Below are 23,816 nucleotides of genomic sequence, written 5' to 3' on the forward strand. Positions count from 1 at the left end.
GTCGCATCATGCCGCTGACCACCCCGACGTTCACCGAGGGTCGGGTCGCCCTCCGCCCCATCCGGGTGCGCGACGCCCGAGCGCTCGAGCGTGAGCTGATCGTCAATCGGGCCTGGCTCCGGCAGTGGGAGGCCTCAGACCCGCGAGGCGGCGCCGCCTTCGACGTGCGTGCGAGCATCCGGGCCTTGCAGCAGAACGCTCGAGCGGGCGGAGGCGTCCCCTTCCTCGTGGACTGGGACGGTGAACTCGCGGGGCAGCTCAATGTGTCCAACATCGGCTACGGCTCGATCTCGTCTGCCTCCATCGGCTACTGGGTGTCCGAACGGTTCGCTGGTCTCGGCATCACCCCCGTCGCGGTCGCCCTCGCGAGCGATCACGCCTTCTTCGACCTCGGCCTGCACCGCATCGAGATCTGCATCCGCCCCGAGAACCGGCCGAGTCTGAGAGTCGTCGAGAAGCTCGGCTTCCGCTACGAAGGTCTGCGGCGGCGGTACATCCACATCAATGGCGACTGGCGCGACCACTTCTGTTTCGCGCTCGTGAGCGAGGAGGTGCCGCGCGGAGTCCTCCGCCGCTACCTCGACGGCCAGGTGCCGCACGACATCGGCGTACCGAGCGATGCCGATCTCCGCGCCTCCCGCCGCTCCGGCCTGTCCGGTCCGCCGGACGGCGCCGGCCTCCCCTCGATCGGTCGACTGATCCGGGATCCGCGCGGACACACCTCCCCGTAATGACGGCCGCGAGCCCCGCTGACTCCTAGCGTGGACCGCATGAGTAGCGACTGGCTGGGCGGGGGCGTCGTCTGGGCGCTTGCCGCCGTTCTGTGGGTCGCCTACCTCGTTCCCACGTGGATGCGCCGGCGGTCGTACAACGCGACCGAGCGCAACGCGGTGAGGTTGCAGCAGACGCTGCGCATCCTCGCCGAGACCGCGGAGATGCCCGAGCACGTGCGTGCGGAGGCGACGGCCCGAGAGGTCGCGCTGCAGCAGCGGCGCCTCCGGGTCACCGAGACACGACGACGAGCCGAAGAGAAGGCACAGGCAATGGAGCTGGCACAGGCGGAAAAGGCGGCGCGTGAGGCGCTGCAGCGGGCGGTCGCGAGCACGAGGCAGAGCACTCGCTCAGCCTCCGGTGCGCTGCGTTGGCGACGGGGCGCGGCGTCGATCGTGCTGATCGGCTTCGCGGCGGCGATCGTCGGACTGGCGATGCTGCCGTTCGGAGGCGGCGGTGTGCTGCCGCTGCTCGGGGGACTCGTGACCGCTCTCGGCCTCGCCGTGCTGATCGCGCTCGCGCCCGGTCGCCGTCGTGCCGCGGCTCCCGCTGCTCGCGCGACCGACGTCGATGAGACCGCCTACCGCCGCGCCGAGGTCTTCGAGGCCGAGCTCGCCGACGAGGCGCAGGCCACGGCGGAGGCGCCCGCGGAGGTCGCCGAGGAGGCGCGCTGGACACCCCGGCCGCTGCCCAAGCCGCTGTACCTCTCGCGCGGCACGGTCGCCGCCTCCGCGATGGCCTCGATCGACGCGGTCGAGCGTTTGCGCGCAGCCGCGGCGGAGGCGGAGCTCGCGCAGCGCGCCGCTGCCGCCGACATCGCGCCACTGCGCACGCCGAGGGTCGCCGAAGCGCCGCGCGCCGCGGAGGCGCCGCACGCCGCGGAGAGCACGCGTCCCGCTTCTCGCTTCGCCTCGATGGGTGTGGTCGACGGTGTCGACGCCATCGACCTCGACCAGGCCCTGCAGCGCAGGCGGGGCGCCTGACTCGTCTTGGTGGCGCCACCGCCCGTGGTAGTGTTGACGAGTTGTTCGGGCCGGAGACGTCCCGAAGGTACGGGTCCGTGGCGCAGTTGGTAGCGCGCTTCGTTCGCAATGAAGAGGTCAGGGGTTCGAATCCCCTCGGATCCACCAAAGTGTTATTATTCAAACTCTTGGCAAGAGTCAAGGCCGCTTCGTTCAAAGCTTGAGTCCCCGTCGTTAGACGGGGTCTTTTTGCGTGTGCGGTGCGGGCTCGCTGCTGGAGCATCCAGGCTCGGGTGGCGGTGGGGACTGCTGAGGGTTTCGTTGACTCGTTCTCTGTGCCGCGAGTGCGGTGGTATCGATCGTCTCGAACTTGATCGGGGTGAGTGTGCTGAGGGCGCGTTGTCGGCGTTGTCGCCGCACGCGCCGACTCTGCCCATCGATCCTTTCACGCCGGCTGCAGTGATTTCAGCGACGTGTTTCCGTGAACGGAATGGGGATCCACGGTCCGAATGTATGACCGTTCCGACCGGGTCTCGGTGACTGACAGCGCTGCGCAATGCCTGGACCGCGAGGGACGCTTTCATCCTCGAGTCGATCGACTATCCGACGATCCGGTTCGAGTACACGTCCTTGATCGCGCAGAGATACAACGTGCCCTCCCAGTGTTGTGCTCGGTGATATCGGTCAGCCAGACCCGGTTCGGACCGGATGCGGCGAACACGCGACGGACCCGGTCCTCGTGCACGGGCGGCCCGGCCTTACGGGCCAGGCCGCGCTTCTTCGCGAACACCGACCAGATCCGCTGCTGCGAACACACCCGCAAAACGCGCCGCTCCGACGCGGTGAATCCGGCCGCTCTGAGCTCCTCAGCGAGGAACCGGTACCCGAACGTCGGATCGTCACGGTGGCCATCGAACGCGGCGTCGATGAGGTGGGCGTCGTCCCAGACACGGTCCGAGAACGACTGCTTCTTCCCGGCAGAGAACGCCTGTCTCGTGACACCCAGAACCCGGCAGGGCACCGCGACGAGGACACCGTCTGCGGCAAGCTCAAGGACCAGCGGGAACCCCATTTTGGGCCGACCTCGCGGGAAGCGAAGTACGCCAGAGCCCGCCACATCACCTCCGCTTCCTGCCCCAGAAGCCGCTTACGGCGCTTCAGGTCCCGCATCTCGGCGGATTCGGCCGAGGCAACGCCGGACTTCACGCCGTCCTCGGCATCGGCCCTCTTCATCCAGTTGGTGATCGAGTTCTCCAAGATCCCGAAGTCCTTCGCGATCTGCGCCAGCGGCGTCCCGCCCTTCCGCGCGACGGCGACGACATCCCGGCGAAACCCTTCCGGATATGGCTTCGGCATGACTGCCATCCTCCCAACGGCCACCAACGGCCACCACACCTCAGGAGACAACCGAACCCTCAGCAGCCCCAATTCTACGCCGGAGTGCGCATGGCGCAGACTGGGGGAGTGGCGAAGAAAGCGACCCTTGTCGACGGCCTGCTGGCACCAGACGGCTCGACGGTGCGGTTCTCAATCGACGACGACATCTACGAGATTGACCTGTCTCCGAAGAACAGCCAGGAGCTCCGGACGGCCTTCCGTCCCTACGTCGATGCCTCTCGGCGTGCGCGCCGCCGAATCATTGACCTGCCTATCGTCGGGCTGAAGAAGTAGAGCCTGACCGCTGTAGTGATCAGTTGCGCCTAAGTGCAGCAGGTCCTGCAAGACTTGAAATATTCTCGGAGTGGCCTCTAGTAGTACTTGGTAAGGTCTGTTAATTCGTTCGGGTTTCTGTTGACTTCGCCGTGTGCAGGCGGATGAGGTCGATGAGGTGCGGAAGCTGTTGGACGCGTTCGTGGAGGACGTGTGCCGCCTCGAGCGCTCAGGCATCCGTCAGGCTCTCGCTGGAGTTGTGGTCGAGATCGGCCGGAGCTGACCCACGGTTTCCCAGCAGTGAGTCCGAGAAGGAGCTCGTCGACGATGCACCAGGGTGTCCGCCGCTCGCAACGTACTGACGAAGTTTTTCGCGGTCAAGTTCCATCGACTATGTGTCAGCGGAGTGCATCCGCCTTACGAGCTAGATTCGCGGCCTCTCTGCGGGACGAGAGTTGCTCGCAGGACTGTAGTTGAGACGACATGTCTCTACGTTCTCGCCCTCATTAAGGTGGCAGTAGGCCTGTGCGGAGACCATCGCCTGACGGCCACCTCGGCCGAGAAAGGCCTGGTCGGTCAGTAGAAAGGTGGGGGGTCATGCACGGGCGGTTTCAGCAGACGATCAAGGTTCTTGCATGTTCGTGCAACAGCACGGAAACATTCAGCTTAGGTGTCGACTGTAGAGGTGTTACTATCCCCACAGCGATAACGCTAATGGGGGCACCGCTTGGTGCTACGGAGAAATGGGGAAAGATGATCCGAAGCAAGGTTGCAAAAATCGCCGCTGGCATCCTGGTCGCAGGCGGCCTCGTCATGGTCGGTGCTACTGCCGCCTCCGCCACGACTGTCTATCCGTCTGAGGGCGGGGTCTGGAACCACGGTGTTCGATCTGGCGGCATCTACGGTAGCGGCGGACAGGTCTACTCCGAGTACCAGCACAGCGGTAAGACCCACAAGTCCACCGCCTGTGGATATCAGGGATGTGCTTACAGCGGGTGGAAGCCGTCTTCCACCCTCGCCGTTGCTCACTGGTCCCCGATGAAGGCGACGGGGAACACCGCCTACTACGACGTACTCTCCTAGGTGGTAGTGTGCCGGCGGGCCGAGCGTCCGCCGGCACGCGGTAGGATGACTGAAAACTTTCCAGCTAACGCCTCACAACGGGCTTAGCCTAATCTCCGGGCGGTTAGACATGTTGACAAAAAAGTGGTCATTGTTGGGATGCGCAATCTTGCTCTCAGGTCTCACCGCGTGTTCAAGTCCATCTCCTTCCCCAAGTGGAGCCGCGCTAGCCCCGTCAGACGTCAAATTCACCGGACCCTGGGCTGCTGAGTTCTCGGCCAGCTACGAACGCGCATCGGATGACTTCTCGCGGAACGCAATCGTTGATGGAGCAATCTCCGAGCAAGAGTATTCAGAAATGATCGATCGCTTCAAGGGTTGCGTGTCCGGTTTGGGGTATAAAATCGACGAATACAAGCTGGACGGTTCGTTCAACCTCAATTTCCCGCCTGACACAGATGCAGACATTGCCAATGAAGACGTGAAGTCTTGTTCCCGTGATTCGGGTGAGGCGGAGATCGGCTCGCTATATAGTTGGACGCACCGTAATCCGGACAGGATGGACGAAGACACCCTCATCGTCGATTGTCTCGTCGAGGCAGGAGTTGTTCCGTCATCCTACTCGATCAGCGACTACACGAGCGACACTACTCGCGACGACTTTCCTTTCGTCGACGAAGACAAAGGTCGTGACACCCTCGAAGAGTGCCGGGTCGATCCGCTTGGCGTCCAGTCTTGAAGGTGCTCGGCATAGCGGCTGACCGTGAAGTCAGGCTGTCGCAGACTGGAAATCGGCATGAGGGCTAAAGGGTTCGGACTCACTGTGCTGGCAGGCATCTCTATCGCGGGCTCAGCATTCGTCGCAGGCCTTGCCCTTTCCGCGTCACCTGTCATCCCGCAGTCCGCTGCTTTTGATTCGTCGGCGCAGGCGAATTTCGAATTGACGTCTCAGACCCTCCTAGATGCTCGTGCTGTGAAGCTGACAGTCGCTCAGGGTGCCCAAACGGAGGTGCAGGTTCCACGGACGGGAACTGTCACGGCCATCGGATGCGTTCCGGGTATCGCCATTATGTCTTGGAGCAATTTCATCGCGGTGGATGGCGTCAAGTTGCTGAGCCTGGCAACGACCACACCTCTGTATCGTGATCTACGCGCTGGAGACAGCGGCGACGACGTTCGGGCGCTGCAAGCTGAGCTGGTGCGCCTCGGTGAGAATGTCCGAGTGGATGGAGTTCTAGGATCAAAATCGATCCAGGTCGTGAACAATCGAATTCGTGAAATTGGCGGCGTTCCCTCGTCGGTTGATACGATCTCGAAAGATGAAGTCGTTTGGCTGCCGATGGAAACGGGAACGGCGGCATCGTGCCCTATTGCGCTCGGAGCGTCAGTCGCGACCGGGGATGTCGTCGCCGCGCTGGAAACACAAGCGACAGGCGCCAACGTGAGTGCGCTCCCAAGCGATCTAGTTCCCGGACCTCGAGTCGCTGTAGTGGGTGATCTCCGTCTCGCGGTCGACGAATCCGGACGAATTGTGTCCTCGGAAGAGATTGCCACCCTGCGAGCAAGCCCGACGTTCGCGCAGGCATCTCAAGGTTCCGATGTGTCCGGCGCGGCCGGAAGCGCGCAGCCTGAGGCTTCGGGCGGCGGGGTGGTCATTGACGCAAGTCTCGAGCTCGCTTCGCCTCTCGAAACGTGGGCGGTCCCTCCAGGCGCTGTCTTCGCTTTGAACAATGCGCGTGGTTGTGTCAGCTCAAACGGAGAAAGTCTCGTCGTAGATGTCGTAGGATCCGAGCTTGGCAAGACATATGTTCTGTTTCCGAATTCTGAGGTGCCACAAAGTGTGGATGTCTTAGCCGACCCTCCGAGTACGTGTCAGGCCTAGAATTGAGCGACACCTCGAGGGATCCGAATATGAAGTCCGTCGAGCTGCTCGAGGTACAACATTCTTTTAACGGCAAAGGATTCTTGTTCGCTCCTATGTCTCACATCTTCCTGCCCTCGCGGAGCTACGCCCTCATGGGACCATCGGGCTCCGGAAAGTCCACGCTCCTGGGCATCGTAGCCGGTTCTGTGGATCCGACGTCAGGGTCAATCGTGAAGACTGGTATCACAAGTACTGGCTGGGTGTTTCAAAATCCTCACGGATCCGCGAGAAGAACAGCCGTTGACCACGTTGTATTGCCTTTGCTCGCAAAAGGCGAGAAACGTAAGGCCGCCGAGGAACAAGCCATGTCCTTGCTTGAAACGTTTGGATTGCGGGACAGAAAAGGCGCGCCGTTCGCTCAGCTTTCTGGTGGCGAGGCTCAGCGTCTGATGCTAGCAAGAGCAGTTGCATTCTCGCCAGATCTGCTCCTAGTTGACGAGCCGACTGCACAGCTCGACACCAAGACAGCGGAAGTGGTCATCGAGGCACTAGCGCAGGTCTCCAGCGGTGGAAGCATTGTGGTCGTTGCAACACATGACCCGCGTGCGGCCTCGGCCTGCAGCACGACCATCGAGCTGGTGGTCTGAATTGCGGCTTTCGGTTGTGCTTTCCGAGGCCTTGAGAAACGTTTCCACTCGTACGAGCAAGCCTCTCTTCGCATTTGTCTGCTTCGTTGTGGTGGTTGGCTCATTGTGTGTTTATGACGCCGTCACCGTTACGTCCGTTCTTGGGAAGTTCCGGGAATTTCAGGCGGCTGGGGCAACAATCTCGACCGTGAGTTCTGCAAATAGCGTAATTGGAACCGCTTGTGAACGTCTTGCAAGAGTGTCGGGCGCTCGCGCAGCGGGAGCGTTGTCGGAGGGCGAAGGCGTTGTCTTCGAAGCCCTTCCATCTTCTGCGGTGCCATCGAAAAGAGTGACTCCTAAGTTCATCGAACTTCTCGACAATCAGCACGATCCCGGAGTTGCCGGCCTGTATTTCTCTCAAGACGTAGCCACCGCGTTGAGCGTCGGGGTCGGGGATGTCGTTCCGACTAAGAGCGGTCCTGTTTCGGTTGCGGGAATTTTCAACTACCCTGACGACGGACGACTTCCCGGGCTCGGCTGGTCGGTTCTAGTGCCGGCACCGGCGAATGAAATGTTTGACTCTTGTTGGCTCGATGTCCCGTTTGTTCAGTCGCAAGCCGCATCATTTATCCTCACGGCGGTCGCCCCGGGCAACGTCGAGAAGCCGACCGTGAGTCAGCTGAACAGCCGATTGGGTGAGAATTATGATGTCGCAGAAGTTGTAGATACTCGGCAATCATTAATTGCGATTCCCAGCGCGCTTATTTTTGCGATTTCTCTGGGCTATGCCTTGACTCGGTCCCGTCGCCTCGAACTGTCATCGGCGTTGCACGTTGGTGTAAGAAGATCAGCCCTCGTGGTGCAGGCCACTGCCGAGAACTCCATTTGGCTTATAGCGGCGAACATCACGATCTTCTCCTGTGCGGCGTTTGTCGTGATACTCGAATCTCCGATTGATCGAGGTGCGATCTTGCTCGGAGTTGGGCGAATTGTTATTTTGGCGTCTATGGCATTGTTGCTCGGTTCTTGTCTAGGTGTAGCGGTTACTCGGGAACGGCATATGTTCCGTTATTTTAAGGAGCGATGAGGACCGATTTGTTATGGACTGGGCGTCGGCGCGCCGACGATGTTGCGCGCGTGACTCAAGCCGAAGGGGCCAGCGAAGGTGACTAGCCGACGATCCGTTCGACCGTCTCCGCCCAGCTCTTCGCCGTGTGCTTTTGACGTAGCCGGGCGCTGAGCTGTCCCGTTTCATTCTGGTTACTCCTCGATAAAACATCGAGTACTCGATATTTCAATGCCATCAAGTAAAACTCCTCGTCGGTTATGGGTTCCGCACGCGGAACTCAACATGCATTTCTCAACTCGCTATCCTTTGTCAGAATACGCACGGTAATCCGAGGAAATCTTGCAGTCTTATTCCTGAGGTCTGATTCGTTCGTGTCGTTCTAGGGACATCGATTTCTCGCGCGAGAGAAGGGAAGTTCCTACACTTTCGATTCCCGGAACGAGAAGTTGATGCGCTATGGCTCTACTGCAGGTTTGAATTCTGGGCAGGTCACGGAATGGGTTGCTCGGATATTCCAGATCTTCTCATTCCGCCCGTCAATACCGGGAGCACCTGCTGCGTTGAACCTGCGGCAGCAGGTGCTCGTCGCGCTGCTGCTGTCGCGGCAGAACCTGAACCAGGCCGTCATCGCAGACTTGCCCGATATCTCGCAGCCCGCGGTCTCCCAGAGCTACCGGCAGATCGTTCGACGTGCCGACGCGGAACCGCGCCGACCGGTCGATCGAACCACTCCGGGAAGCGACACCGCCAAGGCGTGAACGTGCAAACCGCGGCCGATCCTCGCCGTATCGGAACCCGCGCAGGCGCCAGACACGACCGCGCCGCACTCACAGCTTTGCATCTGGGAGCTGATCCTCGATGACACAGACTGAATCGCCGACCCCGGCCACATCGGCACCACAGCAATCACCCCCCGCAAACGATCCCGCACCGAAACGCTCGACAACAATACGAAGAAAACGAACCGACACATCTCCATCATCCGCTCGTCATCCAACGACGCATCGCCCACGGGAAGAACTGGAAGATCCTTTCGACGGGATACCGAAGATGACTGGGCGAACTCCCCTACCTCATTCGCATCGTCACCGCACTCGCACTCTACTGAACCGGCCGGTAAACAACCTTTTGAATAACGCTCCCAGAAGCTCATGCGCGAGGGGTTCGCGCCTCTCGAATTCATGGAAATCGCGAAGATCTACGTGAACGCCGAGCGCCACGCCGATATGTTCTGTCTCTACATCGACTACTGCACCAAGATGGCCGACGTGTAGCAATCGGATGGTTCCGGCGGGCATTGGCGCTCTCGTTGTTTTTCTACACTTCCCGCGATGACACTGAGACGCCATAATGGGGCACAGCTATGAAAGATGACCAATTCGACAGAATCTTCAGCTATATGACCAAGCGCGTCGATGCGCTCGACAGCCGTTTTGATTCGTTCGATGAGCGCCTGGATCGATTCGATGGAAGCATTGTAGAAATTCGAGGAGAGCTCGTGCAGATCAACGGTCGTCTCGACCGCGTCGAAGCCGTGAAGGACACCCTTGAATGCCAAGCCAACGCGATCTCCAACGAGCACGAGCATGCCCTCAGGGATCACGAGCGCCGTCTCAAGAAGCTTGAGCGACGCCCGGTGTAGCGTGGCTTCATGCTCCGGTCGCGCTCAGCGAGATCTTATCACCCTTGGCATGAGCTGCCTCGTACGCACCTCGGCTGGCGTTGGAGAGCACACCACCGTGGGTGGTCACTGGGTAGCCGTTCGCTCGGCCCCACTCTCAGATCTTGTGATCGCGGTTCTGTTGGTGGATGTGCAGGAGCACCTACCGGTTCTTTGGGTGGCCAGGAGATCATGCGGGAGATGGAGGGCATCGCTCTCTGGCTCGAGGCATTCCTCGAGGAGAAGGGCTTCGCGACGACACGCGGCACCTCTTCGACGTTGTCCTTCTTGCGGGAAGCCGTCGACTCCGACGAGTCGCTCGGGGAGCGCTATGCCTGACCGCGAGACGCTCGTGCTCTGCGACCTGGACGGCACGCTCTACCAGCGGGAGGAACTCGTCCCGGGCGCCGATCGGGCGGTGGCTTCGTTGAGATCCCTCGCCACCCTCCGCTTCATGACCAATACGGATTCGACGCCCACCGACACCATCGCCCGGCGTCTGGAGGGACTGGGCCTCGGGCCTATGGACGTCGCCGACGTCTTCACCCCGGTCGCGGCCGCATCGCGACGACTCGCGGGTCTCGGGCGGGCTGTGCTCATGGTCAACCAGGGTGTCGCGAGTGAATTGGGCGCAGTGGTCCACCCGGTCTCTTCACGGGGAGAACCGGCGGACGCCGTAGTCGTCGGCGATGTCGCGGGGTTGCTTGACTACGAACTGCTCGACCGCGCGTTCGACGCGATCCGTCGCGGCGCTCAGCTGCTCGCTCTGCAGCGAGGCCGCTACTTCCGTGCAGCGGACGGAGACCACATCGACACGGGAGCGGTCGTGGCGGCGCTCGAGTACGCGACGGGTGCGACGGCCCAGGTCCTCGGCAAGCCGAGCGTCGATTTCGTCGAGCTCGCGATCGCCTCGGCCGGAGGGCGGGATCGATTCCGGCGCATTGTCGTCGTGGGTGACGACCGTTCGAGCGACATCAGGATGGCGGTGGACGCCGCCCTCGAATCCGTCCAAGTGCGCACCGGCAAAGCGAGCGATCAGGTGGGGGATCCCAGCCTGCCGGTCGCCGATCACGTGATTGACAGCATCTCCGATCTCGTCCAGCTGGTCGGCGGCCGACCGTGAAAGTCCTCTGGCATATCTGGGACGGGGCGGCAGCCTGGATCGTCGACGCTCTCATCGAGAGATGGACCCTTCCCGTGGTCGCCGGTCTCCGTGCTGACGGGCAGTGGGGGAGCGCCGAGGCTCCGCGCCCAAATTGTCAGACGCCGACAGGATTGGCGACGCTCCTGACGGGTACGCCTCCCGCTGTGCATGGGATCGCGGGCTTCTGGGTGCCCGGGCCCGACGCATCGACGCGGAAGACGCCGATCCGTGGTTTCACCGAAGGGCTCCGGCGCGCGGAGACCCTCTGGGAGCGAGACGGCTTCGACTCGACGATGATCTCGGCCCATGTGCCGTGGGTCATCGCGGCCGACGGCTCCGTGCCACGTTCGACGGTCGTCGCGTCCGATGCGTTGAACGCGCGGATCGCGTACGAGGGATTCGTCGCTCTCCCGGATCGGGGCGACGCCGAGCTCCCTTTCGCCGACGAAGGCAGCCCGGATGCCGTCGTGACGTGCCGATCCGACGGGACAATCCACCTCGCCGAAGGAGGACGGACAGTGCTGCTGGGCGACCGATGGCATCCCGTCTGGGCCGCCAATGGCAATGGCCGGTGGTATCGCACCGCACGCAACGAGAGCGGCGCGCTCGTGGTGGTCCGCTCGGCGATGTGGCAGACACGGGTGGAAGGCTCCCCGGAGGTCGTCGAGCGGGCGCGAAGAATGGAACGCGAGATCGGCCCGTTCCTCGGCGACGGGATGGGATCGCTCTATCGCTCGGGGATCTTCGGCCGACGCCTGATCGATGGCGGCTCAGGAGACGCGGAACGCATCCTGCTCGAGGCTGCCGAGATCGTCGTCCGGACCATGTGGGGGCCGTTGGATGTGCGCGGACGTTCGGTTGGTGTTCTATCGCGAACGGCCGTTCCGCAACCGGAGCTGCGTACAGTCGCTGCATGGTGACTGCCGGCCACAACTCGAGTCAGGGTGGGACGCTATCTGCGTTCTATTCGGCGCTACGAGTGTTGGACAACGACAAGTATGCTGTGACTACGACACAGTAGAACGGAGCATCATGCGCGTCTATTCGGACTTTCACGCAATTGCCGTTGCCGACGAGTATCGCTGGGACTACTTGGGTACGCGAGAGTGGAAGAATAGGATTTCTGCTAGGACCCCGGACGGGGGTTTGGAAATCTACACCGGTGTGCACGACGGTTACGTCGAGGTCACAGCAATCCGGGCGGAAACGGCGCCAGCAATTGACCTGGACTCTTGGGAAGTTGTCGGAGAGATGAGTATTTTCTCCGAGGATGGCTCCCTGGAGGTGCGTTCCCGTGAAGGCGATCCGTTTGAGCAGGAGAGTCTGGCTCAAGGTCCAGGTTGGTACCGGATTCGTGTGTCTGCGCGGGGAAGAGACCGCCATTTCGACCAGGCCGTGCTGGAGTCCGGCGAAGAGTACGAGATCGTCGCTTGGTCCGAGACCGAGTTTCGGATGGAGACGAATTTGAAAGCTGCTGATCATGTTTCGGTAGAGCTTTCGCTCTGGTGATCCGGCTCTTGCACGGAGGCGCGGCGGTGGTTCTTACCGCGGCGCCTCCGTGCAAGGCAGCGCGTCGTTTTGCGCCAGCAGGATGAGTTTGAGCTTCGGCTCTTGCATTTCATACGGCGGCGCGGTTGCTCCTGTTGTAGCTCCGCAATATAGACCTAGTCCCCGCCCTCTCTCAGCGAGGAACTCTGCCACGGAGTACCTCTGTCCGTAGCCGGATCCGCGGTTTCACCGAAGGGCGCCGGCGCGCGGAGACCCTCTGGGAGCGAGACGGCTTCGACTCGCTATCGGAGTGACCAGGTTCGAGGTCAGCATCGCGTGCCGCGAAGCCCGCTTCCGCGGAGGCGAACTCCGCCGATCCGCAGGGCTGCGCTCACCAGCCCGAAGTCGCAGCGACCGGCGCGCGCTTCGTGCGCTCGTGCGCAGTGGCATGCAAGATTCGTGCGTCGAGTGACGATTCCCGCCGCAAAGGCGACGTTTTGCTCGCGCGAAACGCAAAGGAAATGCTGCCGTAACAGATGCTTTCTAACTTTGCGCTGTGAATCGTCTCTCAAAGCTCTTGATGGCCAGCGCCACCGGCGCAGCCCTTGTCCTCGCGGGCGTAGCCCCCGCCTCCGCCGCCACCGGATCGCCAGGAGGCGCAGACGGTGGCGATCCCTACTTCCCCGGTTACGGCAATACCGGCTACGACGCAGCGGGCTACAGCCTGGCGATCCGCTACGACCCGGCATCGAAGGTGCTCAAAGGGACGGCCAAGATCGTCATCGCCGCGCAGAAGGATCTGTCGCAGTTCAACCTCGACCTCGCCGACTCCCTGGCCGTCACCGCGGTGAAGGTGGCGGGAGCAGCGGCCACCTTCACGCACAGCGGGGGTGAGCTCGTCATCAAGCCGAAGCGAGTCGTCTCGAACACGTCCCAGGTCATCGTGCAGGTCGAGTACGGCGGCACGATGGGATGGCAGACCGATCAGACGGGCGCGCCGATCGGCTGGCTGGCGACCGACAGGGGAGCCATCGTCGCGAGCGAAGCGCAGGGCGCACCGACCTGGTTCCCCGTGAACGACCTCGTGACCGACAAGGCCGTCTACTCCTTCACCATCACGGTGCCTCAGGGCAAGACCGCGGTGGCGAACGGGCAGTTGCAGTCGAAGCCGCGCACCAGCAACGGGTGGACCACTTTCCGCTACGGCATGGGCGAACCGATGTCCTCCTACCTCGCGACGGTCGACATCGGCGATTACACCGTCAAGCAGCGTACGACGTCGTCTGGCATCCCCTTGATCGAGGCGGTCGACAACAACCTGCCGCAGTGGCGTAAAGATCAGACGGCCGACTCGTTCGGCAAGGTCGACCAGATCCTGGACTACTTCGAATCGCGCTTCGGCCCGTATCCCTTCTCCTCTAGCGGAGGAATCAGCGAGAGCACGGACATCGGCTACAGCCTCGAGACCCAAAGCCGTCCTCTCTACACCGGAACGACCGATACCCAGACGGTGGCCCACGAGCTCGCCCACCAATGGTTCGGCGACAGCGTCGGCCTGAAGCGGTGGAGCGACATCTGGCTGAACGAGGGCTTCGCGACCTATGCCGAGTGGTCCTGGGCGGCTCACACCGGCGGCGAGAGCCTCGACCAGCGCGCGGACAGCGTGATGGCACGTTCCGCGGACGACGGTTTCTGGACGCTGAACATGGTGGATCCGGGAGCAACGAGCATGTTCGACGGTCCGACGTACGAGCGGGGCGGGCTCGTCCTCGTCGAGCTCGAGAAGCGCATCGGAAGTGACGCCTTCGCCACCCTCCTGCAGCGCTGGGCAGAAGAGTACAAGTACACGAACGCCACCACCGCGCAGTTCGTCGCCCTCGCGCAGGACGTCTCCGGCACCGATTTGACCACATTCTTTCAAAACTGGCTCTTCGGTCGGCACAAGCCGACCCTGAGCTGACCTCGGACGGAGAAACCACTCATGCATCCCCGATCATTCTTCACCAGTCGCCGAGGCGCACTGGTCGGTGCCCTCCTTCTCGCCGTGACTTTCGGCGCCCCCTCGCTCGCCGCTGGCCCGATCCCGTCCACGACGGCCAGCCCGAGCTCCTCACCGTCCGCTTCGGAGGAATGCGCGACGAATGCGGTCTCGGCCCGCTTGCGCCCGGGAAGCGGCAGCACCGTCGAGCCCACGGAGGACTTGACTCCGGCGCAGATGAAGCAGGTGGAGAAGAACTTCGCGGCGAAGCTCACGGCGAAGGGTCTCACGAAGAACTCAAACGCGCCCGGCGGCGTCATCACGATCAATACCTACGTGCATGTCCTCCAGAACGACGACGGCTCTGGCGGCATCTCTTTGGACCAGATCAAGCAACAGATGACCGTCCTCAACGCCGCCTACTCCGGAAAGGCCTCCGCTACCGACGCGAAGACCGCCTTCACCTTTCGACTGATCAACGCCGACTTCACGAACAAGAGTGCGTGGTCCAGCTTCTGGGCGTATGACGACACCGACAAAGAGCTGTCCACGGCGTTGCACAAGGGGGGTCTCCGCGACCTGAACATCTTCGTCGGTCATCTCAAGGGCGACGTGCTCGGGGTGGCGAACATGCCCTGGGATGCGGGCTGGTACGGCAAGCAGGACGGCGTCAGAGTGACGACGGACTCCATGCCCGGCGGAGCGTTCGGCGGTTACAACCTCGGCGACTCGGTCGTCCACGAAGTTGGTCACTGGCTGGGTCTGTCGCACACGTTCGAGAACGGCTGCGGAGGTGACGGCGATGGCGTTGCGGACACCCCCGCGCAGGACAGCGGCGACAACATCTTCTCCTGCGACGAGAATCTCGACACGTGTCCGGCAGCAGGCCTTGACCCTGTCCATAACTTCATGAGCTATGGAACCGACTACTGCATGGATAGATTCTCGCCCGGACAAGCGAAGCGCATCGGACTCATGTATTACCTCTACCGCAGCGGGTACGACCGAGCATGAACGACGGATGGTCAGACGCGTCGTCGCCGCGTCTGACCATCCGTCGTCCTCGGTTGCTGCGACGCGACCCACTCACGCTCGATACAGGTCCTCAGCTCTGCACGACGTCGCCTCCAACGACGCTGATCGCGCAGGCCGGTGACCGCCCTCACGAGGCCTTGCCTCCGCCGCCCAGGGCCCGCGACACGACTACTCGGCGCGCAGGCCCGCCGAGCCGAGCACGAGGTCGACATCGATGCGGATGGCCACGCGGAGCGGGTTCTCGCGCGGCACACGGTAGCGCTGCGAGTACAGCTCGACCGCGTGCGCGACGGCGTCTGGCTCCTCCTCGATCGAGGCGGGGCCGCCGAGGCTGAGCCAGCGGATGCCGTCGACCTGGCCGACGGTCGCAGTGCCTCCGCGGCGCACGTTGAGCACCTTCTGACTCTCGCGAGAGGTGATGATGCGCACCACTCCCTCCTCATAGGTGAAGCCCACGGCGACGACGTGTAGACGGCCGCGACGACCCGGAGTGGAGAGGGTGGCCAGGTGCCGCTCGGTCACGAAGGAGAGACCGTCGGCGCTGAGGATGCTCATCCATCGAGAGTAACGGGAGGGATCAGGCCTCCAGCAGCAACGCTTCGCCCTGGCCGCCCCCGCCACAGAGGGCCGCGACGCCCAGACCGCCTCCGCGGCGCCGCAGGGCGAGCGCCAGATGCAGAGCCAGCCGTGCGCCCGAGGCGCCAACGGGATGTCCGAGCGCGATGGCGCCTCCGTCGAGGTTGACGCTCTCGGGAGGCACGCCCAGATCGTCGGCCGACTGCAGCACGACCGAGGCGAACGCCTCGTTGATCTCGATGAGGTCGAGGTCGCGGACCGCGCCTCCCCGACGCCGCAGCGCTCGGAGGATCGCGGCTGAGGGCTGCGAGTGCAGCGAGTTGTCGGGCCCCGCGACCTGGCCGTGCTCGCCGACCGCCGCCAGCCACGAGAGTCCGTGTGCGCGGGCCCAGCCACGGCTCGCGACGACGAGCGCGGCGGCACCGTCCGAGAGCGGCGAGGAGCTGCCTGCGGTAATGGTCCCCTCGGGCGAGAACGCGGGCGTCAACCGGGCGAGCACCTCGGCGGTGCTGTCCTCGCGGATCCCCTCGTCGTCGGTGACGAGGGTCTCGCCTCCTCGTCGCTGAGGGACACGCACCGGCACGATCTCCTCCGCGAGCACCCCCGCGGCGCGGGCTCGGGCCGCCCGCTGGTGCGAGAGGGCGGCGAACGCGTCTTGACGCTCGCGGCGGATGCCGCGCTCGGCGTTGCCGTCGTCGGTGACGCGGCCCATGATCCGCTGGTCGAAGGGATCGAGGAGACCGTCCAGCAGCAGAGCGTCCTCGAGGGGGCGATCGCCGACTCCCACGCCTCCCCGCGAGCCGCGGAGGAGGTGCGGCGCGTTGGTCATCGACTCCTGGCCGCCTGCCACCACCACGTCGGCCTCGCCGACGCGCACGAGCCGGGCGGCGTCGATGACGGCGGTGAGCCCCGAGAGGCAGAGCTTGTTGAGCGTGACGGTCGGCACCTCCCAGCCCAGGCCCGCCCGGATGGAGGTCTGGCGCGCAGGCCCCTGACCGGTTCCCGCCTGGATCACCTGCCCGAGGATCACGGCGTCGACCTCGTCAGCGCGGACGCCGGATCGCTCGAGGGCGGCCCGCACGGCCGCAGCACCGAGATCGGTCGCCGAGAGCGAGGCGAAGGCGCCGGAGAAACGGACGAAAGGCGTGCGGGCGCCGCCCAGGATGACGGGGGTGCGGTCGTCTTCGATCACAGGAGGCTCCTTCTCGACGGGTTCGACGGTGGGGGTTCGGCGGCTCCGCGGCTCACTCCAGGAGTCGCGCGCGCACTTCCCGGCGCAGGACCTTGCCGATGAGCGAGGTCGGTAGCTCGTCGACCGCCACGATGGTCTTGGGCACCTTGTACGGCGTGAGCTGTCGGCGGCAGAAGTCGCGCAACGCCTCGGGATCGACGGCGGTACCCGGACGCAGGACCACGGCGGCGGCCACGTTCTCGCCCCCGTCGGAGCGGGGGAGGCCGACGACCGCGGCGCGCACGACGTCGGGATGGGACTCCAGCACGCCCTCGACCTCCGACGGCGACACGTTGAAGCCTCCCGTGATGATGAGCTCTTTCGCGCGGTCGACGATGGTCACGAATCCGTCGACGGAGACGGTGGCGATGTCTCCGGTTCGGAGCCAGCCACCGGGGAGGAGGGCCGCGGCCGTCTCGTCGGGACGCCTCCAATAGCCCTGGAACACCTGCGGGCCGTGCAGGAGCAGCTCTCCGGCCTCGCCGGGCGCGCGATCGACCGACGGATCGTGCGGATCGACGATGCGGATCGTCGTACTCGGGAACGGCACGCCCACGGTGCCGGGGCGACGGCTCGGACCGACCGGGTTGCCGAGCGCGACGGGAGAGCTCTCGGTCATGCCGTAGCCCTCGACGAGCAGGCCCCGGCTCGCGCGCTCCCAACGGTCGACCGTCGTGACCGGCAGCCCCATCGCTCCCGAGATCGCGAACCGGATGCTCCGCAAATCGACCTCGTGCCGCTCGGAGGCGCGCGCGAGCGCGTCGTAGATGGGCGGCACGGCGGGCAGGAACGTGGGCGGAGAGGACTTGGCGGCGGTCGTGACCAGCGTGACGTCGAAGGTCGGGAACAGCACGACCTTCGCGCCGATGCTGATCGCGAAGGTGAGGCAGAGCGTGAGTCCGTAGGCGTGGAAGAGCGGCAGCACGGCATAGAACGTCTCGTCGCCCTCGCGCAGGCCCGGCACCCAGGCCTGGCCCTGCATCGCGTTGGCTCGGAGGTTCGAGTGCGAGAGGATCGCTCCCTTCGGGGTGCCGCTGGTACCGCTCGTGTACTGCAGCAGCGCCGTGTCGCCGAGGGAGGGGCGGGGGTAGGAGCGGGCCAGGCGGCGGTTCTCGAGGAGGCTCGCGAAAGCGATGAGGGAACGCGAGCGCGGACGTGTGGTCAGCCTCGCGCGAGCCCGTCGCGCCTTGGGCAGGGGCAGGCGCAGGGCCACGCGCTTGACGAGGGGGAACGAACGGGTGAGGTCGACCGAGACGACGCGTTCGACGCCGACGTCGGCGGGCATCGTCACAACCATGTCGGCGATCGTGTCCCATACGATCGCGAAGCGTGCGCCGTGGTCCTCGAACTGCCGCCGCAGCTCCCGAGGGGTGTACAGCGGATTGTGCTCGACGACGATCGCGCCCAGCCGCAGCACGGCGTAGAAGGCGATGACGTGCTCGGGACAGTTGGGCAGGACGAGCGCCACGCGGTCACCGGCCGAGACGCCCAGGCGGCGCAGGCCCTCCGCGGCGCGCGACACCTTCTCGCCGAGCTCGGCATAGCTCGTCGTCGCGCCGAAGAACTCGAGCGCGTCGCGCCGACGAAAGCGGGCCACCGAATCCTCGAGCAGGTCGACGAGGGTCTGGGTGGGCGGGTCGATCTCGGAGGGCACACCGTCGGCGTAGGAGGACAGCCACGGCTTGGTCGCCAGGTTCGAGGAGGTCACCGGAGCGAGTATCCGGCATCCCCCTCCGCACTTGCTCGGAGCCCGCTTCTCTCCGAGGCGCCCGAGAAGGGGTGTCGAGCGGGGAGGAACCGCGCCAGGCTGGAGCCATGACCGCATCGATCGACCTCCTCCGCGACGCCTTCGGCCGGGTGCACGAGAACGTGCACGCCGTCCTCGAGGACAGCACCCCGGAGCGGCTCGCCTTCCGGGCCGACGCCCGGGCCAACTCGCCCGCCTGGCTCGTCTGGCACCTCCTGCGTGTGCAGGACGACCACCTCGCCCCCCTCGCCGGACACGAACAAGCCTGGACGGCCGAGGGGTTCCACGAGCGCTCGGGCCTCCCCTTCGCCCCGGCCGAGACCGGATTCGGCCACGATCCCGAGCAGGTCGCGGCGCTCGCCGCGCTCCCCGCCCCGCTGCTCGCCTCCTACGCCGACGCGGTGCACGAGCGCACGCTCGCCTTCCTCGACGCGCTCGACGACTCCGACCTGGAGCGCGTGGTCGACGACAGCTGGGACCCGCCGGTCACGCTCGGCGTACGCCTCGTCTCGGTCGTCGACGACGACGCACAGCACATCGGCCAGGCGGCCTTCGCGATGGGGCTGGCGGAGCGCGCAGAGAGCTGAGCGCCTTCCGAGCCGGGCGCCGCGCCCAACCGTTACCCTTGACCCCGGCGCTCGCGAGGGCACCCGCGGAGCGAGGACCGCGCCACCGAGAGGAACACCCGTGACGTTGCCCCAGACGACCATCGCCGCCCCCGGCCAGCGCAAGGGGCGCGATGTCGCCCCCGAGATCGCCCGCTCGTGGCTGCTGGTCAACGCCACGCGCACCGAGACGTTCGACGCGGCACACGCCTCCCGGGCCGACCAGATCGTGCTCGACATCGAAGACGCGGTCGACCCCAAGGCCAAGCCGGACGCGCGCGCCGACGTGGTCGAGTGGCTGAAGGGCGACAAGCGCGCCTGGGTTCGCATCAACGACCACTCCACGCCGTTCTGGTCGGACGACGTCGACGCGCTCAAGGGCCTGCCCGGCCTCGCCGGGGTCATGCTCGCGAAGACCGAGGCGGCCGAGCATGTGACCGAGACCTTCGATCGCCTCGGCGGCGTCACTCCCGTGCTCGCGCTGGTCGAGTCGGCGCTCGGCATCGAGGAGGCGGTCTCGATCGCCCGCGCCCGAGGCACCTTCCGCCTCGCCTTCGGTAGCGGCGACTACCGCCGCGACACGGGGACGAGCGCCGACGACCTCGCCATGGCGTACCCGCGCTCCCGCCTCGTCGTCGCCTCCCGCATCGGCGACCTGCCAGGCCCCATCGACGGACCGACCGTGTCGAACAGCCACCCGGTGCTGCGCGAGCAGTCGGCGCTGACCGTCTCGCTCGGCCTCACGGGCAAGCTCTGCCTCGACACCGAGCAGCTCGCCGTGATCAACGAGGTCATCAGCCCCACTCCGTCCGACGTTGCCTGGGCGCGCGACTTCCTCGACGACTTCGAGGCCCGTGGCCGGGTCATTCGCGACGGCAGCGACCTGCCGCGTCTCGGCCGTGCCAAGAAAATCGACAAGCTGGCGACCGCCTTCGGGGTCAACCCGCTCTGACCGCTCGCGCGGGAGCCTCCTCGACGGCACACTGAAGGCGACGAGGAGGCCCCATGAGCACCATCAGCACGTTCCTGTGGTTCGACGACGCGGCCGAGGAGGCTGTGGAGTTCTATACAGGGCTCCTCCCGCGCTCGCGGATCCTCGACCGCCAGGTCGTGCCCGAGGGCTCGCCGGCGCCGAGCACCGTGGTCTCGCTGCTCTTCGAGCTCGGCGGGCAACGCTTCCAGGCGATCAACGCGGGCCCGCAGTTCACCTTCACCGAGGCGATCTCGATCGTCGTGACGGTGACCACACAGGAGGAGCTCGACCGCATCTGGGACGCGCTCGCCGCCGGAGGCGAAGAGAGCCGGTGCGGCTGGGTGCGCGACCGCTGGGGCCTGTGGTGGCAGGTCGTGCCGACCGTGCTCCCCGAGCTGCTCGGCGGCGGCGACTCCGAGGCCGCCTCCCGCGCGATGCAGGCGATGCTGTCGATGGGGCGGCTCGACATCAGGGCACTCGAGGAGGCATATGCCGGCCCGTGAGTCCGGACGCCGACGCTCCTCCGCGACGCTACGCGCCGGCTACCTCCGCGACTACCGCTATGCCTACGCCTCCCGTTTCACGCACCTGCGCGAGGGGTGGGACGTGTCGCAGTACGCCTCCGGAGACGGGGCGCCCGTGCTGCTGATTCCGGGCATCTACGAGACGTGGCAGTTCCTGCGGCCGGTGGCCGAGCGGCTGCACGCGAGCGGGCACCCCATCCACGTGCTGCCCGCGCTCGGCTACAACACGCGCCCCATCGTCGCCTCGGCCGCGCTCGGGCAGCGCTACCTGCGCGAACGCGACGTGCGCGACGTGGTCGTCGTCGCGCACAGCAAGGGCGGGCTGATCGGCAAGCACATGATGGTGGTCGACGACCGGGAGGAGCGGCGCATCGACCGGATGATCGCCGTCTCGACGCCGTTCAACGGCTCCTCCCTCGCCCGGATCGCGCCGGCCCGAGCATTGCGCGAGTTCTCGCCGCACCGGCCGCTCATCCGGCGACTCCTCGCCGAACGGGAGGCGGATGCGCGCATCACGTCGATCTACGGGATGCGAGACCAGTACATCCCCGGCGGGAGCAGGTTGACGGGCGCGCGCGAGAACATCGCCGTATCGGTGGTCGGGCACTTCGCCCTGCTCTCGCACCCGCGGGTGCTCGATCTCATCGCGGCGCGGGTCGACCCCGCGTGAGGGCGCTCAGGACCAGGGCGTGAGCAGCACGAGCGGGATCTGCCGCTCGGTCTTGGCCTGATACTCGGCGTAGTCGGGCCACGCCGCGACCGCGCGGTCCCACCAGACGTCGCGCTGATCGCCGTCGAGGACGCGGGCCGTGTAGTCCTTCTTCACCGGGCCGTCCTGCAGCTCGACGTGCGGCTCCTTGAGCATGTTGCCGTACCAGACGGGATGCTCGGGCGCGCCACCTTTCGAGGCGACGACGACGTACTCGCCGTCGTGCTCGACCCGCATGAGCGCGGTCTTGCGCAGCTTGCCGCTGCGCGATCCGACGGTGGTCAGGACGATGATGGGTCGGCCGCGCAGGAGGTTGCCCTCGGCTCCTCCGGTGCGCTCGTAAAGCTCGGCCTGCTCGCGGGCCCAGGCGGATGTGCTTGGTTCGTACTCTCCGATGAGGGGCATGCCCCGATCGTAAACGCACAACCTCAGCCAGGATGGCTTCTCGCGCACGACGGTGCGTGAGAGAGCGTCTCGGCTGACGTTGTGTCGTGCGCCCGTGCACGAGGATGGAGCGGTGCAGTCAGCAGCCCCCCTCGACCGAGTCCGGATCGCGCTCTTGCGTGACGACCTGACCCGTGCTTCCTACCGCGTCGACGCCGTGCGCGAGCTCTGGGGCGACGCCGCGGGGCAGGCGCTGCACCGCGGCGACCGCATTCCCGCCCGCCGCGCGCTGGAGGGCGCCAGCGCTCGCGGCCCTCTGGCGTCTCTCGCGCGGCTGTTCCTGCTGGCCGATCCGGTGTCGTCCGACGAGGCGGAGGAGGCGTTCCGCGCGCTGTCCCTCGAGGGCGCGATCGAGCTCGGCCTCGTGCGCATCGACGCGGGCTCCGCGGTGGTCGCAGCTCTCGATCTGCGGCCGTACGATGTCGTCGATGTGCACGGCGCCGCCTCCTGGTGGATCGCCTCCGATCTGGGCGAGCTCGCGCTCGGGCGCGCGCTCGCCGAGGATCACGTGCTCGGCGTCGGTGGCGCGAGCCTCACTCTCACCGGGCTGATGATCCAGCGCCCGGTCGGACGCGTCCTCGATCTCGGAACCGGCTGCGGGATCCAGGCGCTCCACGCCTCCCGACACGCCGAGCACGTGGTGGCGACCGACATCTCGCAGCGGGCGCTGACCCTCGCCGCGTTCACCGCTGCGCTCAATCAGATCGACACCATCGAGTTCCGCCTCGGCAGCCTCTACGAGCCGGTCGCCGGCGAGCGCTTCGACCACATCGTCAGCAACCCGCCGTTCGTCATCACGCCGCGCGCCGAGGGCATTCCCGCCTACGAGTATCGCGACGGCGGCCTCGAGGGCGACGAGATCGTGCGGCAGGTGATCCTCGGCGCCGCCGAGCATCTCGTGCCGGGCGGAGTCGCGCAGCTGCTCGGCAACTGGGAGTACCGCGAGGGCGCGGACGCCTTCGATCGGATCGCCGACTGGCTCGATGGCCCCGGCATCCAGGCCGTCGAGGTCGAGCCCGCCGGCCGGAACGTGCGTCGGGCTGGGGCGGTGTCTCCGCTCGACGTGTGGATCGTGGAGCGCGAGCGACAGGATCCGGCGGTGTACGCCGAGACGTGGATCCGCGACGGGGGCACCACGCGTGGCGCCGAGTTCGACACATTGGTCGACGCGTGGTTGAGCGATTTCGAGCGCAGGGGGGTGACCGGCGTCGGATTCGGCTACGTGACGCTGCGCCTGCCCACGAGCGCCCGCCCGCCGTTGCGCCGACTCGAGCGGCTCGACGGTCCGGTGGCCACGGCGGGCCTCGGTGGGCATCTCGCGCACTGCCTGGAGGCGACGGAGGCGCTCGCCGCCCTGGAGGACCGCTCCCTCGCCTCCCTCGCCCTGGTCGTGGCCGGCGACGTGACCGAGGAGCGGCACTACTGGCCGGGGAACGACGACCCGACGGTCCTGCGGCTGCGGCAGGGCGGAGGGTTCGCTCGTGTCGAGGAGGTGGAGACGGCACTCGCGGCGGTCGTCGGGGCGTGCGACGGCGAGCTCACGATCGGGGCGATCGTCGCGGCGGTCGCGTCGCTCCTGCGGGTGGAGGAGGAGGCGGTCGCCGACGCGGTCCTCCCGCGGGTCCGCGAGCTCGTCGCGACCGGTGTCCTCCTCCTGCCCTGAGCATCGGCGTGAGGGCGGGCGCCGAGACGCCGCTG

General features: G+C 65.6%; 25 protein-coding genes, 1 tRNA gene and 3 pseudogenes. 23 read left to right on the forward strand and 6 right to left on the reverse strand.

Annotation, left to right across the window (positions count from 1 at the left end; genetic code table 11):
- Positions 1–8 precede the first annotated feature (8 nt).
- From ITJ45_RS04485 to ITJ45_RS04495, 3 genes are all read left to right on the forward strand, one after another.
- The gene (locus ITJ45_RS04485; RefSeq protein WP_194607591.1) at positions 9–731 is read left to right on the forward strand and encodes a GNAT family N-acetyltransferase; all 723 of its coding nucleotides are present in this window, start codon (positions 9–11) and stop codon (positions 729–731) included.
- A 39-nt stretch (positions 732–770) separates the two neighbouring features.
- Positions 771–1,754: a hypothetical protein gene (locus ITJ45_RS04490; protein ID WP_194607592.1), complete on the forward strand. Its 984-nt coding sequence runs from the start codon at positions 771–773 to the stop codon at positions 1,752–1,754.
- A gap of 71 nt (positions 1,755–1,825) precedes the next feature.
- Positions 1,826–1,901, forward strand: a tRNA-Ala gene (locus ITJ45_RS04495).
- Positions 1,902–2,137: 236 nt separating this feature from the next.
- Here the strand turns inward: ITJ45_RS04495 and ITJ45_RS13995 are convergent.
- Positions 2,138–2,885 (reverse strand): annotated as a pseudogene (locus ITJ45_RS13995) (IS3 family transposase); the annotation flags it as partial.
- Positions 2,886–2,935: 50 nt separating this feature from the next.
- Positions 2,936–3,089: pseudogene (locus ITJ45_RS14425) on the reverse strand (transposase); the annotation flags it as partial.
- 108 nt (positions 3,090–3,197) lie between these two features.
- On the opposite strand from ITJ45_RS14425, the gene ITJ45_RS04505 reads away from it, so the two are divergent.
- The 15 genes and pseudogenes from ITJ45_RS04505 to ITJ45_RS04570 all read left to right on the forward strand — a co-directional run bounded on the left by ITJ45_RS04505 (position 3,198) and on the right by ITJ45_RS04570 (position 15,288).
- Positions 3,198–3,404, forward strand: a complete 207-nt coding sequence (locus ITJ45_RS04505; protein ID WP_323742853.1) for an Lsr2 dimerization domain-containing protein — start codon at positions 3,198–3,200, stop codon at positions 3,402–3,404.
- Positions 3,405–4,196: 792 nt separating this feature from the next.
- A complete protein-coding gene (locus tag ITJ45_RS14430) occupies positions 4,197–4,466 on the forward strand; it encodes a lactococcin 972 family bacteriocin (RefSeq protein WP_416365269.1) in 270 nt (89 codons plus the stop codon).
- Positions 4,467–4,803: 337 nt separating this feature from the next.
- On the forward strand, positions 4,804–5,184 hold the full coding sequence (locus tag ITJ45_RS04515) for a hypothetical protein (RefSeq protein WP_194607595.1): 381 nt from the start codon (positions 4,804–4,806) through the stop codon (positions 5,182–5,184).
- Between the two features lie 84 nt (positions 5,185–5,268).
- Entirely contained in the window at positions 5,269–6,327 is a 1,059-nt protein-coding gene (locus ITJ45_RS04520; RefSeq protein WP_194607596.1) for a peptidoglycan-binding domain-containing protein, read from the forward strand.
- A 29-nt stretch (positions 6,328–6,356) separates the two neighbouring features.
- Complete coding sequence (locus tag ITJ45_RS04525) at positions 6,357–6,956, forward strand: ABC transporter ATP-binding protein (protein WP_194607597.1); 600 nt, start codon at positions 6,357–6,359, stop codon at positions 6,954–6,956.
- Positions 6,957–7,143: 187 nt separating this feature from the next.
- Positions 7,144–8,022, forward strand: a complete 879-nt coding sequence (locus ITJ45_RS04530; RefSeq protein ID WP_194607598.1) for a hypothetical protein — start codon at positions 7,144–7,146, stop codon at positions 8,020–8,022.
- Positions 8,023–8,564: 542 nt separating this feature from the next.
- Positions 8,565–8,762: a hypothetical protein gene (locus ITJ45_RS04535; protein ID WP_194607599.1), complete on the forward strand. Its 198-nt coding sequence runs from the start codon at positions 8,565–8,567 to the stop codon at positions 8,760–8,762.
- A 641-nt stretch (positions 8,763–9,403) separates the two neighbouring features.
- Complete coding sequence (locus tag ITJ45_RS04540; RefSeq protein WP_194607600.1) at positions 9,404–9,646, forward strand: hypothetical protein; 243 nt, start codon at positions 9,404–9,406, stop codon at positions 9,644–9,646.
- Between the two features lie 210 nt (positions 9,647–9,856).
- Complete coding sequence (locus tag ITJ45_RS04545; protein WP_194607601.1) at positions 9,857–10,003, forward strand: hypothetical protein; 147 nt, start codon at positions 9,857–9,859, stop codon at positions 10,001–10,003.
- Positions 9,996–10,787 (forward strand): HAD-IIA family hydrolase, encoded by a 792-nt coding sequence (locus ITJ45_RS04550; protein WP_194607602.1) that lies wholly within the window; start codon positions 9,996–9,998, stop codon positions 10,785–10,787. The genes ITJ45_RS04545 and ITJ45_RS04550 overlap by 8 nt, the downstream gene beginning before the upstream one ends.
- Positions 10,784–11,125: pseudogene (locus ITJ45_RS14435) on the forward strand (alkaline phosphatase family protein); the annotation flags it as partial. The gene ITJ45_RS04550 and the pseudogene ITJ45_RS14435, both read left to right, overlap by 4 nt.
- A gap of 201 nt (positions 11,126–11,326) precedes the next feature.
- Positions 11,327–11,728: a hypothetical protein gene (locus ITJ45_RS14000; protein WP_228500687.1), complete on the forward strand. Its 402-nt coding sequence runs from the start codon at positions 11,327–11,329 to the stop codon at positions 11,726–11,728.
- 112 nt (positions 11,729–11,840) lie between these two features.
- Positions 11,841–12,317, forward strand: a complete 477-nt coding sequence (locus tag ITJ45_RS04560; RefSeq protein WP_194607604.1) for a hypothetical protein — start codon at positions 11,841–11,843, stop codon at positions 12,315–12,317.
- Between the two features lie 535 nt (positions 12,318–12,852).
- On the forward strand, positions 12,853–14,256 hold the full coding sequence (locus ITJ45_RS04565; RefSeq protein ID WP_194607605.1) for a M1 family metallopeptidase: 1,404 nt from the start codon (positions 12,853–12,855) through the stop codon (positions 14,254–14,256).
- 21 nt (positions 14,257–14,277) lie between these two features.
- Positions 14,278–15,288, forward strand: a complete 1,011-nt coding sequence (locus ITJ45_RS04570) for a zinc metalloprotease (protein WP_194607606.1) — start codon at positions 14,278–14,280, stop codon at positions 15,286–15,288.
- A 189-nt stretch (positions 15,289–15,477) separates the two neighbouring features.
- On the opposite strand, the gene ITJ45_RS04575 is transcribed toward ITJ45_RS04570, so the two are convergent.
- From ITJ45_RS04575 to ITJ45_RS04585, 3 genes are read right to left on the reverse strand one after another with little or no spacing between them, the layout of a single operon-like run.
- Entirely contained in the window at positions 15,478–15,864 is a 387-nt protein-coding gene (locus ITJ45_RS04575; RefSeq protein ID WP_194607607.1) for a pyridoxamine 5'-phosphate oxidase family protein, read from the reverse strand.
- A gap of 22 nt (positions 15,865–15,886) precedes the next feature.
- Positions 15,887–17,074: an acetyl-CoA C-acyltransferase gene (locus ITJ45_RS04580; RefSeq protein WP_194607749.1), complete on the reverse strand. Its 1,188-nt coding sequence runs from the start codon at positions 17,072–17,074 to the stop codon at positions 15,887–15,889.
- Positions 17,075–17,129: 55 nt separating this feature from the next.
- Entirely contained in the window at positions 17,130–18,824 is a 1,695-nt protein-coding gene (locus ITJ45_RS04585; RefSeq protein WP_323742854.1) for a long-chain-fatty-acid--CoA ligase, read from the reverse strand.
- A 107-nt stretch (positions 18,825–18,931) separates the two neighbouring features.
- Here ITJ45_RS04585 and ITJ45_RS04590 point away from each other — a divergent pair, with 107 nt between their 5' ends.
- The 4 genes from ITJ45_RS04590 (at position 18,932) to ITJ45_RS04605 (ending at position 21,635) form a co-directional block, all read left to right on the forward strand.
- Positions 18,932–19,450 carry a mycothiol transferase gene (locus ITJ45_RS04590; protein ID WP_194607609.1) on the forward strand — a complete coding sequence of 173 codons (519 nt, stop codon included), beginning with the start codon at positions 18,932–18,934 and terminating at the stop codon, positions 19,448–19,450.
- Between the two features lie 100 nt (positions 19,451–19,550).
- Positions 19,551–20,420: an HpcH/HpaI aldolase/citrate lyase family protein gene (locus ITJ45_RS04595; protein ID WP_416365264.1), complete on the forward strand. Its 870-nt coding sequence runs from the start codon at positions 19,551–19,553 to the stop codon at positions 20,418–20,420.
- Positions 20,421–20,473: 53 nt separating this feature from the next.
- Entirely contained in the window at positions 20,474–20,944 is a 471-nt protein-coding gene (locus tag ITJ45_RS04600; RefSeq protein WP_194607610.1) for a VOC family protein, read from the forward strand.
- Positions 20,931–21,635: an esterase/lipase family protein gene (locus ITJ45_RS04605; RefSeq protein ID WP_194607611.1), complete on the forward strand. Its 705-nt coding sequence runs from the start codon at positions 20,931–20,933 to the stop codon at positions 21,633–21,635. The genes ITJ45_RS04600 and ITJ45_RS04605 overlap by 14 nt, the downstream gene beginning before the upstream one ends.
- Positions 21,636–21,641: 6 nt before the next feature.
- On the opposite strand, the gene ITJ45_RS04610 is transcribed toward ITJ45_RS04605, so the two are convergent.
- Entirely contained in the window at positions 21,642–22,079 is a 438-nt protein-coding gene (locus ITJ45_RS04610; protein WP_194607612.1) for a nitroreductase family deazaflavin-dependent oxidoreductase, read from the reverse strand.
- 112 nt (positions 22,080–22,191) lie between these two features.
- Between ITJ45_RS04610 and ITJ45_RS04615 the strand changes: the two genes are divergently transcribed.
- Entirely contained in the window at positions 22,192–23,781 is a 1,590-nt protein-coding gene (locus tag ITJ45_RS04615; protein ID WP_194607613.1) for a methyltransferase, read from the forward strand.
- Positions 23,782–23,816: the final 35 nt, after the last annotated feature.

The organism is Rathayibacter sp. VKM Ac-2879, assembly GCF_015351245.1.
Taxonomy (GTDB): Bacteria; Actinomycetota; Actinomycetes; order Actinomycetales; family Microbacteriaceae; genus Rathayibacter.

Excerpts from the sequence above, each read along its gene's own strand:
- ITJ45_RS04485 (WP_194607591.1), top strand. The coding sequence starts at position 9 with ATGCCGCTGACCACCCCGACGTTCACCGAGGGTCGGGTCGCCCTCCGC.
- ITJ45_RS04490 (WP_194607592.1), top strand. The coding sequence starts at position 771 with ATGAGTAGCGACTGGCTGGGCGGGGGCGTCGTCTGGGCGCTTGCCGCC.
- ITJ45_RS14430 (WP_416365269.1), top strand. The coding sequence starts at position 4,197 with ATGGTCGGTGCTACTGCCGCCTCCGCCACGACTGTCTATCCGTCTGAG.
- ITJ45_RS04515 (WP_194607595.1), top strand. The coding sequence starts at position 4,804 with ATGATCGATCGCTTCAAGGGTTGCGTGTCCGGTTTGGGGTATAAAATC.
- ITJ45_RS04525 (WP_194607597.1), top strand. The coding sequence starts at position 6,357 with ATGAAGTCCGTCGAGCTGCTCGAGGTACAACATTCTTTTAACGGCAAA.
- ITJ45_RS04540 (WP_194607600.1), top strand. The coding sequence starts at position 9,404 with ATGACCAAGCGCGTCGATGCGCTCGACAGCCGTTTTGATTCGTTCGAT.
- ITJ45_RS04545 (WP_194607601.1), top strand. The coding sequence starts at position 9,857 with ATGCGGGAGATGGAGGGCATCGCTCTCTGGCTCGAGGCATTCCTCGAG.
- ITJ45_RS04550 (WP_194607602.1), top strand. The coding sequence starts at position 9,996 with ATGCCTGACCGCGAGACGCTCGTGCTCTGCGACCTGGACGGCACGCTC.
- ITJ45_RS04560 (WP_194607604.1), top strand. The coding sequence starts at position 11,841 with ATGCGCGTCTATTCGGACTTTCACGCAATTGCCGTTGCCGACGAGTAT.
- ITJ45_RS04570 (WP_194607606.1), top strand. The coding sequence starts at position 14,278 with ATGCATCCCCGATCATTCTTCACCAGTCGCCGAGGCGCACTGGTCGGT.
- ITJ45_RS04575 (WP_194607607.1), bottom strand. The coding sequence starts at position 15,864 with ATGAGCATCCTCAGCGCCGACGGTCTCTCCTTCGTGACCGAGCGGCAC.
- ITJ45_RS04590 (WP_194607609.1), top strand. The coding sequence starts at position 18,932 with ATGACCGCATCGATCGACCTCCTCCGCGACGCCTTCGGCCGGGTGCAC.
- ITJ45_RS04600 (WP_194607610.1), top strand. The coding sequence starts at position 20,474 with ATGAGCACCATCAGCACGTTCCTGTGGTTCGACGACGCGGCCGAGGAG.
- ITJ45_RS04605 (WP_194607611.1), top strand. The coding sequence starts at position 20,931 with ATGCCGGCCCGTGAGTCCGGACGCCGACGCTCCTCCGCGACGCTACGC.
- ITJ45_RS04610 (WP_194607612.1), bottom strand. The coding sequence starts at position 22,079 with ATGCCCCTCATCGGAGAGTACGAACCAAGCACATCCGCCTGGGCCCGC.